Here is an 18,421-nt window from a genome sequence, read left to right on the forward strand (position 1 = left end):
CGCAGTGCCACCGCCGGAGTGCCCCCGGATACATCCGCGCCGTTCGTCGTCCTGTGACCGATCCCGCCCATCAGACCTCCTCCTGCAGCGAGGCCTCGGCCGCGAAACGGGCCTCGAGCGCCTCGCGCACCAGCTTCTTGGTGATCTTGCCGTAGCCGGATCGCGGCAACGCCTCGAGGAACACGAAGCGTTTCGGGATCTTGTAGGAGGCCAGACGATCGGCGAGGAACTTGCGCAGCGTCGCTTCGCTCACCTCGGCGCCGCTCTCGGCCACCACGGCGGCGACGCCGATCTCGCCCCACTTCTCGTCCGGCATGCCGACGACGCAGGTTTCCGCGACCGCCGGATGCGCCGCGATCGCCTCCTCGATTTCCAGCGGATAGACGTTGGACCCGCCGGAAATGAACATGTCCGAGCGCCGGCCGGTGATGAACAGGAAGCCGCTGTCGTCGAGATGGCCGACGTCGCCGGTGCGGAACCAGCCGTCGCGAAAGGCCTCGGCATTCGCCGTGTCGTTCTCGAAATAACCGTTGAACACGGCCGGCCCGATGACGCAGATCTCACCGGTCTCGAAGGGCGCAAGGAGCGCGCCGTCCTCGTCCTGAATGCTGACCTGCATGCCGGTGCGGGCAATACCGCAGGTGCCGACGCGGGCCTGCGGGCCGTCCTCCGCGCTATGCAGATGCGGCGGCAGCACGGTGATCGCGCCGGTGACCTCGCCCAGACCGAAATATTGCACCAGACAGGACCCGAGCTTCTCCAGCGCCCGCTTCTGATGCGCGCGCAGCATCGGCGCGCCGGCATAGATCACGTAGCGCAGGCTGGAATGGTCGTGACGGTCCACCGCCTCGTGGCCGGCCAGCGCGCTGAGGATGCTCGGCACCGTGAAGATGTTGGTGATCCTGTGCCGTTCGATCAGCCGGAACACCTCCTCCGGATCGAGGCGCGGGCTTTCGGTCAGCACGCTCGGCACGCCCCGGGCCACCTGGATGAGCTGGTGAATGCCCGCCCCGTGCGACAGCGGCGCCACCACCAGCGAGGCATCGCGCTCGCTCATGCCGGGCATCAGGTCGGCGAGATGGTTGGTGATCACGAAGGCCATCTGCCCGTGGCTGAGCACGGCGGCCTTCGGCTTCCCGGTGGTGCCGGAGGTAAAGAAGAACCAGCAGGGATCGTCGCGCTCGACCGGCTCCGCGCGAAACCGCGTGCCCATGCCGGCGCGCACGAGGTCGCTGTAATGGTGCTCGCCCGGGCGCTGCTTGCCGAAGCACACGATCAGCCCGACCCCGGCCGCCCGCGCGGCATCGGCATGATCGGCGAACTCCGCGTCGTAGATCATCGCCGTTGCCCGGGAGGTTTGCGCGATATGCGCCACATCGGCGGGCAGGATCCGGAAGTTGGTCGGCACCCACACCGCACCGAGCTTGAAGGTGGCGAACATGGTCTCGAACATCTCGTTCGAGTTGCGCGCGTGCACGATCACCTTGTCGCCCTTGCCGACGCCGAGCTTGAGCAGCGAATTGGCGAAGGCGTCCACACGGGCGTTCATTTCCGCCCAGTTCCAGCTGCGCTCGCCCCAGATGACGGCGGGCGCGCCCGGCAGCCGGGTCGCCGCCTGGGTGAGAAGGTCGCCGAGGTTCATCACCCGGTTGGACATGCGTGCCAGACCGCTCATGTCAGCGCACCCGTTCCAGGATGGAGACGTAATTCGCGACCGCCGCGCCGCCCATGTTGAACACGCCGGCCAGCTCCGGCGCGTCGAGCTGCATGTCGCCGGCCTCCCCCGCAAGCTGCATGGCCGCCATCACGTGCTGCGAGACGCCCGTCGCCCCGATGGGGTGGCCCTTGGACTTCAGTCCGCCGGAGGGATTGACCGGCAGCCGCCCCTCGAAGGTCGAAATGCCCTCGTCGATGATCGACGCCCCCTGCCCCGGCTCGGCGAGACCCATCGCCTCGTATTCGATCAGTTCCGCGATGGTGAAACAGTCATGGGTCTCCACGAAGGACAGGTCCCACACCGACACGCCGGCCTCCTCGCAGGCCTGCTGCCAGGCCAGAGCGGCGCCCTCGAAGAACGTGTTGGACCGCCGGCTGAGCGGCAGGAAGTCGTTGACCTGACAGGCCGCGCGAAAGCCGATGGCGCGCGGCGCCGTGGCCCGCGCCGCATCCGCGTCCGACAGCACCAGCGCCGCCGCCCCGTCGGAAATCAGCGAGCAGTCGGTACGCCTCAGCGGTCCCGCCACGATGGGATTCTTTTCAGAGACCGTGCTGCAGAAGTCGAAATCGAAGGGCTTCTGCATGTGCGCATAGGGATTGCGCAGACCGTTCGCATGGTTCTTCGCGGCAATGCGCGCCAGAGCGTCGGAGCGATCGCCGTATTTCTGGAAATACGCCTGCGCGATGTTGGCGAACACCCCGGCGAACCCGCCGTCCACATCCGCCTCTTCCTTGCGATAGGAGGCGCCGAGAAGAATGTCGCCGACCTCCGCCGTCGGCGTCGCGGTCATCTTCTCCGCGCCGATCACCAGCACATTGCGCGCCCGCCCGCTCTCGATGGCCTGCAGCCCCGTTCGGATCGCGGAAGAGCCTGTCGCACAGGCGTTTTCCGTCCGCACGGCCGGCACGTGACGCAGCTCCGGCACGGCGAGGCTGACCATGGAGGCGGAGAAGTCCTGACGGCTGAAACCGTTGTTGAACACCCCGAGAACGACCGCATCGATGTCCTGCGGCGAAAGCCCGGCATGTTCGATCGCCTTGCCCGCGACCTCTTCGACCAGGGCCTCAATATCCGGCGCGGATGACTTTCCAAACCGGGTATGAGACCATCCCACGATACATGCGGACATGACACCTTCCCTACGTGATCCCTCAACTCACGCAGAAAAAGATACTTGCTGAGATCGGCATAGTTGTGCCTATTTTAGGCTGCACCCGCTAGATCCGTGCATGGCTCCGGCTCAAAAATCAAAATTCGGAGGGTTTTCATGTTCACCATTGATGAAACTGACCGTCGCATTCTGCGCGCGATGCAACTGGACGGCACCCTGACCGTTTCCGACATCGCCGAGCGGGTCGGCCTGTCGCAGTCGCCCTGTTCGCGCCGCATCAGCCGGATGACAGAAGAAGGCATCATTCTGGGAAAAACGGTGCGGCTCGACCGCAAGAAGCTCGGCTTCGACGCCGTCGTGCTGGCCCGCATCAAGCTGACCGAGCACGGCCGGCAGTCGCTGAGCGTCTTTCAGGACGCCGCGCTGACGATTCCCGAAGTTCAGGTGGTGCAGCTCATGCTCGGCGAATTCGACTTCAACCTGCGCGTGGTGGTGCGCGACATGGATCACTTCCAGACCCTGCTGCGCGACAAGCTGGTGATGCTGCCCGGCGTGCGCGAGATCCAGAGCACGGTGCTGCTGGAGGAGATGAAATACACCACCGCGCTGCCGCTCTAGATCGCAGGCGAAGGTCCGCGCCCGCCCCGGCGGCGCGCGGACCCCGGGACGCTCAGCCGGCAGCGAGGACGCCGCCTGCGCGGTCGGCCGGCGGGATGGCGAGCACGTCGCGGTCGGCGTGACGCAGCACCTCTTCCACCACGCTGCCGAGCCACGCCTTGGCCAGCCCTTTGCGGCGGGTGGCCACGACGATGCATTCGGCGCGCTGCTCGTCCGCCGCCGCCAGGATCGTCTCGGCCGCGCTCGCCCGCTGCGGGCGCACCAGCCGCCGGGTCCAGGCCCCTTCAAGCCCGTCGGCGAAGGCGGCCAGCGCCGCATCCGCCTCGGCTTGAGCCGCCGCGACCTCACCCCGGCGTCCGCGGTCGTCCAGCGCATGGCCCATCGCCAGGCGGGTTTCCTCGGCGTTGAAGACATGCAGCAGCGAGCGCGCCGCGCGCGGCGCGAGATCGAGATCCGCGAAGCGGCGCACCATGTGCCCGGTCCCCTCGCCGAGGTCGACCGCCAAGAGGACGTGGTGGTAAGGGCCCACCGGCGGCGCATTGGCCATCAGCACGGGGCAGGCGACGGAGCGGATCGTGCGCTCCGCCGTGGTGCCGACGAACACGTCCCGCAGCGCCTGCCGGCGGTGCGGCCCGACCACCAGCAGATCGGCCGCCGTGTCCTGCGCCGCGCGCACGATGCCGGCGAAGGGGTCGGCCAGGATGATCCGCGCGTCGCACGCGACGCCGTCGACGGAGCGCACCGTCGCGGCCTGCTCGCGCAGCAGTTCGCTCGCCAGTTCCCGCTCGCTGTCGACGATCCGGCGCGGCTGGTCGTCGTCGACCACATGCACCAGCGACAGCGCCGCCCCGGACTGGCGCGCCAGCAGCGTCGCGCGGCGCAAGGCCCGGTCCGAGCGTTCCGAAAAGTCCGTGGCCACCAGAATCGTCTTCATCGCCTGCTCCTGCACCCCGCCGTCAAGCCAAGCCAACCACGAAAGATCGACGCAGGATTTGACCTCGCTCAATCATCCGGCGCCAATCTCGGGTATTCTGCGCAAAACATCGTCAAAAAGGCATATCCGATGGCACGTGACCACTATCAGACCGTCAAGGAAGTCGCCGACCGGCTGAAGGTCGGCGAAGCCACCGTTCGCCACTGGATCCGGGAGGGCGACTTGCGGGCCATCGACATCGGCAAGGGCTGGCGCATCGCCGACACGGATCTCGATGCCTTCCTGCGCGCCCATGCCACGCGCGCCCGAGACGACACGACCGCCTCCCCGCCAGACACGGCCGGACCGGCGACCCACCGAACGTTGGAAGGCGCGCCTCCAGGGCCCTCCTCCCCGTCCGCCTCCTCCGCTCAAGATCGCGAGCCCTGATGGACATTCTGGTTCACTCTCCCTTCGCCGAGGTCGCCGCCCTTCTCGTGATGGCGGCCGGCATCGGCCTGTTCGGCATCCTGCTGCGCCAGCCGCTGATCGTCAGCTTCATCGCGGTCGGCCTGATCGCCGGTCCCTCCGCGCTCGATGTGGTGCGCTCGGACGCCCAGATCGACCTCTTGTCGAAGCTCGGCATCGCCGTTCTGTTGTTCCTGGTCGGCATCAAGCTGGATGTGAAGCTGATCCGCTCGCTCGGCAGCGTCGCCCTTCTCACCGGTCTCGGTCAGGTGCTCTTCACCTCGGTGTTCGGCTACATGATCGGTCTGGCCCTGGGGCTCGGGCACGTCACCAGCCTCTATGTCGCCGTGGCGCTGACCTTTTCCTCAACGATCATCATCGTGAAGCTCCTGTCCGACAAACGGGAGATCGACGCCCTGCACGGGCAGATCGCCCTCGGCTTCCTGATCGTTCAGGATCTCGTCGTCGTGATCGCCATGATCGTGCTGTCGGCCATTGGCATCGGCGCGGCGGCCGACGGGGGCCACGGCGGCGGGTCGGTGCTCAGGGTCCTGCTGTCGGGCGTGGCGATGGTCGCGCTGGTCGTGGTCTTCGTGCGCTATGTCGCCGATCCGCTGACCGAGCGGCTGGCGCGCGCGCCGGAACTGCTCGTCATCTTCGCCATCGCCCAGGCCGCGATGTTCGCCGCCATCGGCGACTTCGTCGGGCTCGGCAAGGAGGTCGGCGGGCTGCTGGCCGGCGTCTCGCTCGCCTCCACGCCCTATCGCGAGACCATCGCGGCGCGGCTCGCGCCCTTGCGGGACTTTCTGCTGCTGTTCTTCTTCATCGCGCTCGGCGCGACGCTCGACCTGTCGCTGCTCGGCACGCATGTGACCGGCGCCATCGTCTTCTCGCTCTTCGTGCTGATCGGCAACCCGCTGATCGTCCTCGCGATCATGGGGGCGATGGGCTACCGCAAGCGCACCGGCTTCCTCGCCGGGCTGACGGTGGCGCAGATCAGCGAGTTCTCGCTGATCTTCGTCGCCATGGGCGTGTCGCTCGGTCATGTGCGCGAGGATGCGCTCGGCCTCGTCACCATGGTCGGCCTGGTGACCATCGCCGCCTCCACCTACATGATCACCTATTCGCACCGGCTCTATGCGCTGTTCGAACCGCTGCTCGGCGTCTTCGAGCGCCGCGGCACCCCGCGCGAACCCTCCGACGCCGACGCCCTTCAGGCCAAAGGCTACACGGCCATCATCTTCGGCCTCGGCCGCTTCGGCACGGCGATCGGCCTGCGCCTCCAAAAGCGCGGCATTCCGGTGCTCGGCGTCGACTTCAATCCGCTCGCCATCCGTCGCTGGCGCGAGCTCGGCCTGGACACCGAATTCGGCGACGCGACCGATCCGGAGTTCGTGACCGACCTGCCGCTTCAGCGCACGGAGTGGATCGTGTCGACCGTTCCGATCCACCCGACCGGCCTCAGCCACGAGGACACGCGCACCACGCTGATCCAGCTGACCCGCGCGGCCGGCTTCCGGGGACGAATCGCGGTGACCTCGCACACGACGCGCGACACGGAAGATCTGTTCGGATCGGGTGCCGACATCGTGCTGGAGCCGTTCCAGGACGCGGCCGACCGGGCGGTCGAACTCCTGAGCGGCGCGCCGGAGGAAGAACGAACCGACATTCCGACCCTGCGCAGCGAGGAAAAGGAGCCGTCGTGACGGGACGCGACCCGCGCGTCTCCTTCTCCCGGAGGCCCCTCGGGAGGTTCGACACCGAATTGACTCGCCTTTAAGGTTTCGTTTATCTGAGGCTGCTGAAGGTTTCGCGTGACTGCGAATGAAAAGGGAACACGGTGAGGCGTACCCATCAGGGACCGAATCCGTGGCTGCCCCCGCAACTGTGAGCGGTGAGTGGACGTTCGAAGAACCACTGACGCGGCGAGGACGCCGTGTTGGGAAGGGGAACGCCCGCCAGGACCCGCAAGCCAGGAGACCTGCCCTCGGCCGTCACCCGATCTTCGACACGGGGTGTGTCGAAGCGCGGCCTTCCGTTGAGGTGACACCCGAACCGTAACCTGCGCCGAAGCGTGCGGGCGACATCTGTCGCACCCCGTTTCCCGCACAGGTTGTCATAAGGCGTCTGGCCGCGCGAAAAGCGTGTCAGCGAACGACAGGGGTGTATCCGAATGACTGCGACATCCACACGATGCGCATGGGGTTATGGAATTGCGAGCGTGCTCGCCGTCACGGGACTGACGGCAATGTCCGCGACCACGGTCATTGCCGAGGAGATCGATCTCGACGCGGTCGTCGTCTCCGCCGGGCGCACGCCGGTCGCCGCCGAGGCGGTGGGCCGCGCGCATACGGTGATCACGGGCACGGAGTTGGAAGAGACGCAGACGCGCTATGTCGCCGACGCCCTGCGCCGGGTGCCGGGGCTGGCGGTGTCGCGCACCGGTGCCGCGGGTGGCGTCACGCAGATCCGCGTGCGCGGCTCGGAAGCGAACCACGTGCTGGTTCTGATCGACGGCGTCGAGGTTTCGGCGAGTTCCAGCGGTGAATACGATCTCGGCGGGCTGCTTGCGGAAGACATCGACCGCATCGAGGTGCTGCGCGGACCGCAGAGCGCGCTTTACGGTTCCAACGCCATGGCCGGCGTCATCAGCATCACCACCAAGGGCGGTCTGCGCAACGACCTGCGGATCACGGGCCGCGCCGAAGGCGGCACCGACGGCACGCGGCTCGGCGCGGCCAGCGTGCGCGGCGGCGGCGAGACCTTCGACATCGCCGTGTCCGCCGCCTTCCGGGAAAACGACGGCTTCAACCTGTCCGATTTCGGCTCCGAGAAGGACGGCGGTCACAATGGCACGCTGAACGGCAAGCTGAACTGGGACATCACCGATGCGCTCACCTTCGACTGGAGCGCGCGCTACGTCGACCGCAAGACCGCGACGGACGACCAGGACTTCCGCCGGCCCGACCGACCGACCCAGGGTCTGGTGATCGACACCTTGAGCAATTCGGAAAACCGCGAGTTCTTCACCGGCGCCGGCCTGTCGTGGACCCTGTTCGACGACCGCCTCGTGCAGAAGGCGCGCGTCGAATACACCGACATCGAGCGGCGCGACTACAACGCGGTGAACGGATCGCCAAGCGGCAACGAGGACCAGCGCATCCACGCCAGCTACCAGGCGACCGGCACCTTCAGGACCGATTTTCTCGAAGCCGAGCACAGCCTGACCGCCGCGCTGGAATGGGAGCGGGAATCCTTCAAGTCCGCCTTTCCCGCGACCCCGGCGCAGGTGCCGACCCAAAGCCGCGATCTGGTGGGCTATGTCGCGGAGTATCGGGGCGCGTTCCTGGACCGGGTCTTCGTCAGCGCGGGTCTGCGCTACGACCAGAACGAGGCCTTCAAGGACAGCGTGACCTACAGCGCCAGCGCCGCCTACAAGGTGCATGAGACCGGCACGCGTTTTCATGCCTCGGTCGGCACCGGCGTCACCAACCCGACCTTCTACGAGCAGTTCGGCTTCAATCCCGGACGCTTCAACGGCAATCCGAACCTGAAGCCGGAAGAGAGCTTCGGCTGGGACATCGGCGTCGAGCAGCGCCTGTGGAACGACCGGCTCACGCTGGATGTGACCTACTTCCGCGAGCGTCTGGAAAACGAGATCACGACGACCTTCCCGCCGCCGACCTTCATCGGCACGCCGGTCAACCTGAACGGCACCTCGAAGCGGCAGGGCGTGGAAGTGGCCATGGGCCTGGAGGTTCTCGACAATCTCTTCGTCAAGGGCAGCTACACCTATCTTGACGCGACCGATCCGTCCGGCACGGAGGAAGTCCGCCGTCCGAAGCACTCCGGCGCCTTCGGCGTGATCTACGGCTTCAACGAGGGACGCGGCAACGTCTTCCTCGACGCGGTCTACAACGGGCGGATGTTCGACAACGAGTTCGTCAACGCCACCCCGCGCACCCGCGTCAAGCTGGACGACTATCTGCTCGTCAATGTCGGCGCCGACTACCGCGTCGCGGAGCATGTGACGCTCTTCGGACGCATCGAGAACCTTCTCGACACGAACTACGAGGAGATCTACGGCTACAACACGGCCGGCATCACCGCCTACGCCGGCGTGAAGGCCACGTTCTGACGACCGGGTCCGACCACGGGGCGGGCGCGATCCTGCATCGCGCCCGGCTTTCGCCCGAGACTGCTCCGCCTGAACGCGCGCCCGGCGCACAGGCGCGAAGCCCAAAGTGTGCGGCCGACGCGATGCCTCCGATGCCCACCATGACGCCCTCTTCGCTCTCGCCCCTGGCCGCCACCGGCGCGCCGGCCTCGCGCGCACGGGCACTGCTGCGCCGGAGCCTGCGATGGCGCCTGCAGTGCGCGGGGCTCGCGCTTGCGGGCCTCGTCTACCTCGCCGGCGCGGGGCCCACCCTTGCGGAACCCTCAGCGGAACCGCCCCGGCGCGTCGTCTCGATCAACCTGTGCACCGATCAGCTGGCCATGCTGATCGCGGCACCGGGACAACTGGTGTCGGTCTCGCGGTTCGCGCGCGATCCCGGCATGTCGCTGATGACCGCCGAGGCGGATCGGTTTCCCATCAACCACGGTCTGGCGGAGGAGGTCTTCCGGCTCGAGCCGGATCTGGTGCTCGCCGGCACCTTCACCAAGCGCGCAACCGTCAACCTGTTGCGGCGGCTCGACCGGCGGGTGGAGGAATTCGCGCCGGCCAACGATTTCGACGATATCCGCGCCGCCGTGCGGCGCATGGGCGCCCTGCTGGGTCAAGAGACCCGCGCGCAGGCGTTGATCGCCGGGCTCGACGCGGAACTGGCGGCGGCGCGCGAACACGCGGGGCGCCCGCGCCCGACGCCGGCGCCCGTGATCGGCTCCTTTGCCGCCAACAGCTTCACCACCGGCGACGGCACGCTGGAAAACGCCATCGTGACGCGGGCCGGCTACCGCCATCTCGGCGCGGATCTGGGGCTGGCCGGCACCACCCGGCTGCCGCTGGAGGCCCTCGTGCTCGCCGATCCGGATTACCTGCTGGTGTGGGAGCGGTATGCGTCCGACCCCTCGCGGGCGGCCGCCGTGGTGCGCCATCCCGCGCTCGAGGCCCGCTTCGGGGAGACGCGCCGCGTCGCGGCCGATACCCGCGCCTGGATCTGCGGCACGCCGCTCACCGCCTCGGCCATTACCCGGCTGCGCGCCGCGGTGGACGCGGTGACGCCGCGGCGCGAGGCCGCGCGATGACCGCCGGGCGCCGCTACGCGCTTCTGCTGATCGCGCTCGCCGCCCTGGTGCTGACGCTCTTCGCGCTCTCGCTGGGCATCGGACAGGTGTGGATCGATCCGACCCGCCTCATCGCCGCCCTGGGCGACACCGAGAGCGCGGAAGCGGTGGTGCTGGCCGAAATCCGCCTGCCGCGCGCGATCCTGGCGCTTTGCGTCGGCGCCATCCTCGGCCTGTCGGGCGCCGTGCTGCAGGGGTTCTTGCGCAATCCGCTGGCCGAGCCGGGGCTGATCGGCATTTCCGCGACCGCCTCGCTCGGCGCGGTGATCGCCATCTATGCGGGGCTCACCGCGATCCACCCCTATGCGCTGCCGCTGTCGGCGCTGATGGGCGCGCTGGTCGCCGTGGCGCTGCTGCAGGCGCTCACCGGGCGGACCACCGATATCCTGACGCTGATCCTCGCCGGCGTGGCCCTGTCCTCGCTTGCCGGGGCGCTGACATCGCTTGCCCTCAACCTGTCGCGCAATCCCTTCGCCGCGCTCGAAATCGTGTTCTGGATGCTCGGCTCGCTGACCGACCGCAGCATGGTGCATGTCGGCCTCGCCCTGCCCTTCATCGTCGTCGGCGGCGTGCTGCTCGCCCTGACCGCGCGCGCCCTCGACGCGCTCAGCCTCGGTGCCGATGTCGCCCGCAGTCTCGGCGTCAACCTGGGGCGCACGCGCACGCTCGTCGTGCTCGGCACGGCCATCGGCGTCGGCGGCGCGACCGCCGTCAGCGGCGCCATCGGCTTCGTCGGGCTGATCGTGCCGCATCTGCTGCGCCCGCTGGTCGGGCACAAGCCGGGACGGCTGCTGCCGGCAAGCGCGCTCGGCGGCGCGGTGTTCCTGCTCGCCGCCGACATTTCCGTGCGCCTGATCATGCCGGAACGCGATCTCAAGCTCGGCGTGGTCACGGCAATCATCGGTGCGCCCTTCTTCCTGTGGCTGCTCGTCAGCCTGCGGAGGCGTGCCTCATGATCGCCCTCGCCTGTCGCAACGTGACGGTCCGTCGCGGCGTCCGCCCGGTCGTCAACGCGATCTCCTTTTCCGCCGAAACGCCCGGCCTCGTCGGCATCGTCGGTCCGAACGGCGCCGGCAAGTCGACGCTGATGCGCGCCCTCGTCGGCCTTCAGGCGCATGACGGCGAGATTCTCTGGGGCGGCACCCCGGTCACCCGCATGGATGCCGGGGACCGGGCGCGGAAAATCGCCTTCCTGCCGCAGGACCGGGCGGTCCATTGGGCGCTGACCTGCCTCGATGTCGTGCTGCTTGGCCGCCTGCCGCATCGCTCCCCCTTCGCCGCGTCCTCGGCGCGCGATCTGCGCCATGCCCGCGAGTCCATGGCCCGCATGGACGTGCTGGCGTTCGCCGGCCGATCCTTCGACACGTTGTCGGGCGGCGAGCAGGCGCGCGTGCTGATCGCCCGGATGCTGGCGCAGGACCCGCGCGTCCTCGTCGCCGACGAGCCGGTCAACGGCCTCGACCCGGCGCACCAGATCGCCCTGATGGAGCATTTTCAGGCGCTTGCACGCGAGGGACGCGCGGTCTTCGTCTCGCTGCACGATTTGACGCTGGCCAGCCGCTGGTGCGACCGTCTGCTGGTGCTCGACGACGGCCGGCTCGCCGCCGACGGCGCACCGGGCGAGACGCTCGACGCCGATCTGCTCGCCCGCGTCTACGGCATCCGCGCCGAAACGCTCGTTCTGGACGGGCACCCCGCGATCGTTCCGGCCGCGCGGCTGCCGCGGGCGCCCGGCCGCCCGCCGGAGGGCGCGCGCCCAACAGGGAGATGACCGAATGACAGCCGCCACGCTCGTCGAGCTTCTCGGCCGCTATCTGGAAAACCGCGACGCGGGCTGGAGCATCGGCTCCTTCGGCGCGATCGGAGAGTTTCACCAGCGCGCGGACGACGAGGTCGTCGTGGACCGCCCCGACGCCCTGTGCCGCGCCACCGACAAGGGCGGGTTGCGGCTCGATCCGGCGCAGGTGGCGGATGCCTTCCCGCTTGCCTACGAGACGCTCAGCCCGCGCCCCGAACGCTGGGGACAGGGTCTGGCGCTGTGCCTGCCCGAAGCGGCGGCGCGCTGTCCGCGCCGCGACGTGCTGACGGAACTCGGTCCGGACACGGCCGCGATCCGGCCGCAGGACCGGGGCGGCAGTCTCTTCGACATGGGGCTCGACCAGCCGCAGATCGAATTCTGCATCCGCACCGACGACCCCGAGCTTCTTGCGATCCTGCGCGAAGCGGCGGGCCGGTCCCTGATGGACCCGTCGAACCCGGCCATGGCGGCCATTCTCGCCGCCCATCCCCACCGCGTGGTGCGCTCCGCGCTCGGGCGGGTGGAGGTCTATCAGAAGATCGGCGGACCCGACACCGGCGGCGTCTCGCCGGACGGGCCGCACACCCATGTGCTGCCCAAGCTGCTGCGCGCCGGGCGCACCCATTCGGCCAACATTCCCGTTCCCGCGGGCTTTCTGCCCTGTGCCAGTTTGCATCCGCCGAGCCCGGTGATGGGCCATCGCGGCGAGGACATTCCCTTCGACGTTGGCCGTTTCGAGGCCTTCGAGGCACTGCTGCGGCGGTTCGGCGACACCGACTATGTGGCGGCCAAGGACGCGCTCCTGCAGGCGCTGGACGAGGGCCGCGAGGAAATGGTCGACGATCCGGGCAGCCGGCTGACGCGCACGGGGCTGCGCAACGCGCTGCGCCAGCAGGTCCGCCAGGCGGAGCGCCTCGCCCGGCCCAACATGGCGTTTCGGCTCGCGCGACTGAGCGCGCGGCTCGACCGGGTGCTGGCCGCCGAGGAGACCGATCCCGACCGCCCCGGCCACGAGGCCGAGCGCGCCTGACGCTGCGGCCCGCCTCAGCGACTCAGCCGCCCGGGGGCGCGTGGATCTGCGCCGCCGCGCGAAAGGCGGCCGCGCGGCCGCCCATGCCCGATCCAGCTGGGTCCGATCCAGATGGGCTCGATCCAGATGGGCCCGATCCGCCCGCGCCCGTCCCTTTCGGCACCATTGGCGGACCCGCCATCGTCCGGGTCTCGCCCGACAGGAGCTCCAGATGGGCGGCGTTCAGCCGGAACACGCGTTCAAGCGTCCGCGCGCCGAGCACCGCGTGAGGATCGCCGACGCTGTCCACCGTGCCCCGGTCGAGCACGATCACCTCGTCGGCGAAGGCGCGCGCGAGCGGCAGGTCGTGCAGCACCGCGATCACACCGAGCCCCCGCCGGGCCGCGTCCCGCGCGATCTCCAGCACCTCCACCTGATGGCGCAGATCGAGGCTTGCGGTGGGCTCGTCGAGGAAGAGATAGCGCGGTTCGCCGTCGACCCTCGGCTCCCAGACCTGGCACAGCGCGCGGGCCAGATGCACGCGCTGCTTCTCGCCGCCCGAGAGCGTCTGATAGATCCGCTCGCAGTAGCCCGCCAGATCCACCATGGCGAGCGCCCGGGTGACGATCTCCGCCCCCCCGGCGACCCGCTCCCGACCGGTGGCGCGCCGCCCGGTGCCGGGCCCGCTCAGGCCCAGTTCGACGACCTCGCCGACCCGGAACGGGAAACTCAGTTGCGACGCCTGCGGCAGCACCGCCCGGCGGCGGGCGAGATCGGCGGCGGAGTAGCGCGCCAGATCGCGCCCGAACAGCTCCACGCGCCCGCGCGACGGCGCCCGTTCGCCGGTCAGGCAGCCGAGCAGCGTCGTCTTGCCGGCGCCGTTGGGGCCGACGATGACGGTCAGCCGGCCGGGTGGAAACACGAGATCGACGCCGTCCAGCAACGGACGTCCGGAAACGCTCACGCCGAGATCATGGGTGCGCAACATGGCAGGCCTCACAGGTCGATGATCGATCGCCGTCGCAGCAGGATCGACAGGAAGACGGGCGCGCCGATCACCGCCATCACGATGCCGATCGGCAGTTCGGCGGGCGCGACGACGGTGCGGGCGAAGGTATCCGCCGCCACCACGAGCATGGCGCCGAGCAGCGCGCATCCGGGCAGCAGCAGGCGATGATCCGGCCCGAAGGCGACGCGCAGCAGATGCGGGACGACGATGCCGACGAAGCCGATGACGCCGGCGGCGGCGACCGCCCCGCCGGTCGCGGCGGCGGTCGCGACAACCACCCGGCGCTTCAGCCGCTGCGGCTCGTGGCCGAGGTGGAAGGCTTCCGCCTCGCCGAGCAGCAGAGCGTTGAGCGCCTGCGCGATCAGCGGAATGGCCGCCAGCACCAGAGCGACGAAGGGAAGCAGCGCCACCACATGCGCCCAGGTGGCCCCGCCGAGACTGCCCATGCTCCAGAAGGTGAAATCGCGCAGCTCGCTGTCGTCGCTGAGAAAGATCAGATAACCGGTGAGCGCGCCGGTCAGCGCGGCGATGGCGATGCCGGCCAGCAGCATGGTCGCGACCGAGGTGCGCCCCCGGCGCGTCGCGATGGCATAGAGCACGAGCGTGGTCGCCAGCCCGCCCAGAAAGGCGGAGATAGGCAGCGCATAGACCGCGAGATGCCCCGCCACTTCCAGTCCGACCACGCCGCCGAGCACGATGGTCGCGACCGCCGCAAGGGCCGCCCCGGCGGACACGCCGACCAGCCCCGGATCGGCCAGCGGATTGCGGAACAGGCCCTGCATCATCGCGCCGGCAACGGCAAGGGCCGCGCCGACGAGACAGCCGAGGATCGTGCGCGGCAGGCGGATGTCCAGCAGGATCACCCGCTCGCGCGTCATGGCGGCGGCGTCGCCGGTCTCGCCGGCAAGGGCGGACGCGGCCACCTCCACCAGATCGCCGAGCGACACGGCGGCCGGCCCGACGGCGAGCGAGACGACCACGGTCGCCGCAAGGCCGACCGCGAGCACGGGCAGGGCAAGCCGCCGCGCCGCGGCACGCCCTTCGCTGCGTCGGCAGGCCGCCGTCTCGTCAGTCATCCCGCGCGTCCTCGCCGCCGCGCAGCCGCGCGGCCAGATCGCGCACCGCCTCGGCCGTGCGCGGACCGAAGCCGAGCAGATACAGCCCGTCCATCGCGATGATGCGGTCGTGCTGGCCGGCCCGCGTCAGCGCGACGCCGGGCATCCGGCGCACGGCCTCGGAAGGCTCGCTCCCGTGCCGGCGCATGGTGACGATGGCCGCCGGATCGGCGGCGATCAGCGCCTCGCGGGTGACCGGCTTGAACCCGGAAAACCCGGAAAACACATTGGTTCCGCCGGCCAGCGCGATCATGGCATCGGCGGAGGTCCCCGCTCCGGCCGCCATCGGGCGCCCCCCGGCCATCGACATGAGAAAGGCGACCGACGGCGCGCCGCCGCTTTCGCGCGCGGCCGCCTGGGCCTCCGCGCGCGCCGCATCGAGGTCGCGCGCAACGCGCTCGGCCAGCTCCGCAGCCGCGGCTTCCGCGCCGAGGGCATCGCCGACGGCGAGGATCTTCGCCCGCAAGCCCGGCCCGTCGTAGCCCTCCGGGATCTCCACGAAGGGCACGGATGCCTCGCGCAGCACGTCGATGACCTGCGGCGGGCCTGCCCCCTCGATGGCGATCACGAGGTCCGGCGCGCGCGACAGAACCCCTTCGGCGGAGAGCGCCCGCATGTAGCCGACATCGGGCAGATCCCCGGCGGCCTGCGGATAGCGGCTTGTCGTGTCGACCGCGACGAGCCGGTCCTGGGCGCCGAGCGCGAAGACGATCTCCGTGATCGATCCGCCGATGGAGACGATGCGGGACGCCCCCTCCCCGGCCTGCGCCGGCGGTCCGGCGAGAACCGCGAGAGCCGCCGCCAGGACGGCGAGCGAGAGGACGGCGCCCCTGCGCCGGCCCTCAACGGCGAGACGTCGGAAACCCCGTGAAACAAACATGGCGGACCTTTCAGTTCGAGTGTCCCGGCGATGCGAGTGCCCGGCCGATGCGAGGACCAGGGCAACGGGACGGCCGGATCGGTGAGCGATGGCCGGGCGCGCGCCGCCCGTTGCGGGTCGACGGACGGCCAGTTTCGAAGCGTTCTAAGTTGCGAGCTGCTCGCAACAACTTTCTTGACTCGATTACTCAAGTTTAATTAGGAACGCAAGCACGGCCTCGCGCCCCGTCCCGCTCACGGGCTTGGCGCGGCCCGCCCCATACCCCTGCCGGCATCTGGCCGGCACGACGCTCCTTCGACGGATCCGCGAGCAGCCTCCGCCGCATGTCGGCCCGACGGCACGCCAGCCAGTCTCCGTCTCTTCCAACCAGACGAGGCAAGAGATGCGACCTTTCGTGCGCCCTGCGGCGCTGCTGCTTGCAACCACGGCACTGGCCGGCCCGGGAGGTGCCGCTTTGGCGGCCTCCGACGCGCCGGTGCTGCTCGACACCGTCACCGTCAGCGCGGCGCGCACCGAGGAAGCCTCGGTCGACGCATTGTCGTCGCAAAGCGTGGTCTCGGCGGAGACGGTCCGCCAGAGCGAAGCGGACCGGATCTCCGACCTTCTGCGCGCGGTTCCCGGCATCGCCGTGCAGGAGGCCGCCGATTCGCCGGCGGCGGCCATCAACATCCGCGGCCTTCAGGATTACGGCCGCGTGGCGGTCACCATCGACGGCGCCCGGCAGAACTTCCAGGCAAGCGGCCACGGCCTGAGCGGCGGCTCCTTCCTCTTCGAGCCCGAATTTCTCGACACGGCGACGGTGGTGCGCGGCCCGGTCGCCAACCTCTACGGCTCGGGCGCCATCGGCGGCGTGGTGAGTTTCAAGACCAAGTCGCCCTCCACCTTCCTGCGCGCCGGCGAGACATGGGCGGTGGAGAACTTCAGCCAGGTGTCCACCAACAACGGCATCGCGCAAGGGCTGACCGGGGCGGCGCGCATCGACGACAGCTTCGCCGCGCTCGGCAGCGTCGTCTTCCGCAACACCTGGGCCTACAGGGACGGCGACGGCAATCGCATCCGCAATTCGGCCAATGAGCTGCTGAGCGGGCTGGTCAAGGCGCAGGTCACGCCCTCCGAGGGGCAGGTCCTGACGCTCGGCGCCATGGTCAACAGCGGCGAGTACCGCTCCGGCGGCGCGACCTCGACCAATTACGACAATTCCGTCGTCGCCAGCACGGTCTCGCTCGACTACGCCTTCGAGGCGCTGGACCACGACTGGATCGATCTGGGCGTCGGCGCCTATTGGACGGCGACCGATCTCGACCAGACCCATGTCACCGGCGCCCTCACCGGCAACACCCGCAACTTCCGCATCGACACCGTCGGCTTCGACGTCAACAACACCGCGCGCTTCGACACCGGCGCGCTGCACCACGCGCTCACCATCGGCGGCGATCTGTTCCACGACAGCGTGGATGTGGTCGATCCGGCGGGCACCGCCGGCCTTTACACGCCGTCCGGCAATCGCACGGTCTATGGGGCGTTCCTGCAGAACACGGTCGGCTATTCGGACTGGCTGGAGGTGATCGGCGCGCTGCGTTTCGACGGCTACACGCTCTCGGGCCAGGGCACGAGTTCCAGCGGCCAGCGGATTTCGCCGAAGGTCACCGTCGGCCTGTCGCCGCTGGAGCGCACCGCGCTGCATGGCATCCAGGTCTATGGCACCTATGCGGAAGGCTACCGCGCGCCCGCGATCACCGAAACGCTGATCGCCGGCACCCACCCCTTCCCGGCCTTCGACTTCCTGCCGAACCCGGATCTGAAGCCGGAAACCGCGCACACGCTGGAAGCGGGCATCAACGTCAAGCGCAACGACCTGTTCACCGCCGGCGACACCTTGCGCCTCAAGGCCGCCGTCTATCGCAACGACGTCGACGACTTCATCGACATCACCGGCGTCGGCCCCTTCAATCCGGCCTGTTTCGGCCCCTGCGCCTATCAGTATCAGAACGTCGCGAGGGCGCGGATCGAGGGCGTGGAACTCGAGGCGAGCTACGACGCGGGCTGGATCTTCGCCGGCCTGTCGGGCCAGCATCAGCGCGGCGAGGACCGCACGACCGGCGCGCCGCTCGATTCGATCCCGGCCAACAAGCTGGTCACCACGCTCGGGTTTCGCGCTTTCGAGGAAAAGGCCACGCTCGGCGTGCAGTGGGAAGCGGTCGATGCCCAGACGCGGGTAAGCACCGCGGCGCCCAGCGAGGCCTACAACCTCGTCAACCTGTTCGCCTCCTACGCCCCGCGCGAGGATCTGCGCCTCGGGGTGAATGTCGACAACCTGTTCGACACGCAGTACCGGCCGTTCCTCGACAGCGACGCCTCGCCGGGTCTGGCCGTGAAATTCACCCTGCGCGCGCGGCTCGGCGGATGACCGGGCCACGCACCGCCCCGCCGATGCATCCCGCGCCGCCCGCAGATGCGGCGCGGGACCGGCTCGACCTGGCGCTGTCCGGCACGGTGC

The 18,421-nt window shown here is 69.4% G+C and carries 15 protein-coding genes and 1 riboswitch; of the genes, 9 read left to right on the forward strand and 6 right to left on the reverse strand.

Annotated elements, in window-relative coordinates; genetic code table 11:
* Positions 1 to 70: 70 nt before the first annotated feature.
* Together ABL312_RS09185 and ABL312_RS09190 are read right to left on the reverse strand one after the other, a co-directional pair.
* Positions 71 to 1,675: an acyl-CoA synthetase gene (locus ABL312_RS09185; RefSeq protein WP_349361080.1), complete on the reverse strand. Its 1,605-nt coding sequence runs from the start codon at positions 1,673 to 1,675 to the stop codon at positions 71 to 73.
* A gap of 1 nt (position 1,676) precedes the next feature.
* On the reverse strand, positions 1,677 to 2,846 hold the full coding sequence (locus ABL312_RS09190; protein ID WP_349361081.1) for an acetyl-CoA acetyltransferase: 1,170 nt from the start codon (positions 2,844 to 2,846) through the stop codon (positions 1,677 to 1,679).
* A gap of 138 nt (positions 2,847 to 2,984) precedes the next feature.
* Here ABL312_RS09190 and ABL312_RS09195 point away from each other — a divergent pair, with 138 nt between their 5' ends.
* On the forward strand, positions 2,985 to 3,446 hold the full coding sequence (locus ABL312_RS09195; protein ID WP_349361082.1) for an Lrp/AsnC family transcriptional regulator: 462 nt from the start codon (positions 2,985 to 2,987) through the stop codon (positions 3,444 to 3,446).
* A 52-nt stretch (positions 3,447 to 3,498) separates the two neighbouring features.
* On the opposite strand, the gene ABL312_RS09200 is transcribed toward ABL312_RS09195, so the two are convergent.
* On the reverse strand, positions 3,499 to 4,380 hold the full coding sequence (locus ABL312_RS09200; RefSeq protein ID WP_349361083.1) for a universal stress protein: 882 nt from the start codon (positions 4,378 to 4,380) through the stop codon (positions 3,499 to 3,501).
* A gap of 129 nt (positions 4,381 to 4,509) precedes the next feature.
* On the opposite strand from ABL312_RS09200, the gene ABL312_RS09205 reads away from it, so the two are divergent.
* From ABL312_RS09205 to ABL312_RS09235, 7 genes are all read left to right on the forward strand, one after another.
* Entirely contained in the window at positions 4,510 to 4,809 is a 300-nt protein-coding gene (locus ABL312_RS09205) for a helix-turn-helix domain-containing protein (protein ID WP_349361084.1), read from the forward strand.
* Positions 4,809 to 6,533 (forward strand): cation:proton antiporter, encoded by a 1,725-nt coding sequence (locus ABL312_RS09210; protein ID WP_349361086.1) that lies wholly within the window; start codon positions 4,809 to 4,811, stop codon positions 6,531 to 6,533. Before ABL312_RS09205 ends, ABL312_RS09210 begins: the two co-directional genes overlap by 1 nt.
* An 82-nt stretch (positions 6,534 to 6,615) precedes the next feature.
* A riboswitch (cobalamin riboswitch) is annotated at positions 6,616 to 6,831 on the forward strand.
* Between the two features lie 244 nt (positions 6,832 to 7,075).
* Positions 7,076 to 8,965 (forward strand): TonB-dependent receptor domain-containing protein, encoded by a 1,890-nt coding sequence (locus ABL312_RS09215; protein ID WP_349361087.1) that lies wholly within the window; start codon positions 7,076 to 7,078, stop codon positions 8,963 to 8,965.
* Positions 8,966 to 9,096: 131 nt separating this feature from the next.
* Positions 9,097 to 10,074 carry an ABC transporter substrate-binding protein gene (locus ABL312_RS09220; protein ID WP_349361088.1) on the forward strand — a complete coding sequence of 326 codons (978 nt, stop codon included), beginning with the start codon at positions 9,097 to 9,099 and terminating at the stop codon, positions 10,072 to 10,074.
* Complete coding sequence (locus ABL312_RS09225) at positions 10,071 to 11,069, forward strand: iron ABC transporter permease (RefSeq protein ID WP_349361089.1); 999 nt, start codon at positions 10,071 to 10,073, stop codon at positions 11,067 to 11,069. Before ABL312_RS09220 ends, ABL312_RS09225 begins: the two co-directional genes overlap by 4 nt.
* Positions 11,066 to 11,884, forward strand: coding sequence for an ABC transporter ATP-binding protein (locus ABL312_RS09230; RefSeq protein ID WP_349361090.1), 819 nt, complete (start codon positions 11,066 to 11,068; stop codon positions 11,882 to 11,884). Before ABL312_RS09225 ends, ABL312_RS09230 begins: the two co-directional genes overlap by 4 nt.
* Before the next feature lie 4 nt (positions 11,885 to 11,888).
* Complete coding sequence (locus ABL312_RS09235; RefSeq protein WP_349361091.1) at positions 11,889 to 12,941, forward strand: DUF6925 family protein; 1,053 nt, start codon at positions 11,889 to 11,891, stop codon at positions 12,939 to 12,941.
* A gap of 22 nt (positions 12,942 to 12,963) precedes the next feature.
* Here the strand turns inward: ABL312_RS09235 and ABL312_RS09240 are convergent, their stop codons facing one another.
* The 3 genes from ABL312_RS09240 to ABL312_RS09250 are packed head-to-tail and all read right to left on the reverse strand — an operon-like array spanning position 12,964 to position 15,924.
* The gene (locus tag ABL312_RS09240) at positions 12,964 to 13,908 is read right to left on the reverse strand and encodes a heme ABC transporter ATP-binding protein (RefSeq protein WP_349361092.1); all 945 of its coding nucleotides are present in this window, start codon (positions 13,906 to 13,908) and stop codon (positions 12,964 to 12,966) included.
* An 8-nt stretch (positions 13,909 to 13,916) separates the two neighbouring features.
* Entirely contained in the window at positions 13,917 to 15,005 is a 1,089-nt protein-coding gene (locus ABL312_RS09245; RefSeq protein ID WP_349361093.1) for an iron chelate uptake ABC transporter family permease subunit, read from the reverse strand.
* Positions 14,998 to 15,924 (reverse strand): ABC transporter substrate-binding protein, encoded by a 927-nt coding sequence (locus ABL312_RS09250; protein ID WP_349361094.1) that lies wholly within the window; start codon positions 15,922 to 15,924, stop codon positions 14,998 to 15,000. The genes ABL312_RS09245 and ABL312_RS09250 overlap by 8 nt, the downstream gene beginning before the upstream one ends.
* Positions 15,925 to 16,306: 382 nt before the next feature.
* Here ABL312_RS09250 and ABL312_RS09255 point away from each other — a divergent pair, with 382 nt between their 5' ends.
* A complete protein-coding gene (locus tag ABL312_RS09255; RefSeq protein WP_349361095.1) occupies positions 16,307 to 18,331 on the forward strand; it encodes a TonB-dependent hemoglobin/transferrin/lactoferrin family receptor in 2,025 nt (674 codons plus the stop codon).
* The last annotated feature ends 90 nt before the right edge of the window (positions 18,332 to 18,421 follow it).

This window comes from Stappia sp., from assembly GCF_040110915.1.
Lineage (GTDB): Bacteria > Pseudomonadota > Alphaproteobacteria > Rhizobiales > Stappiaceae > Stappia.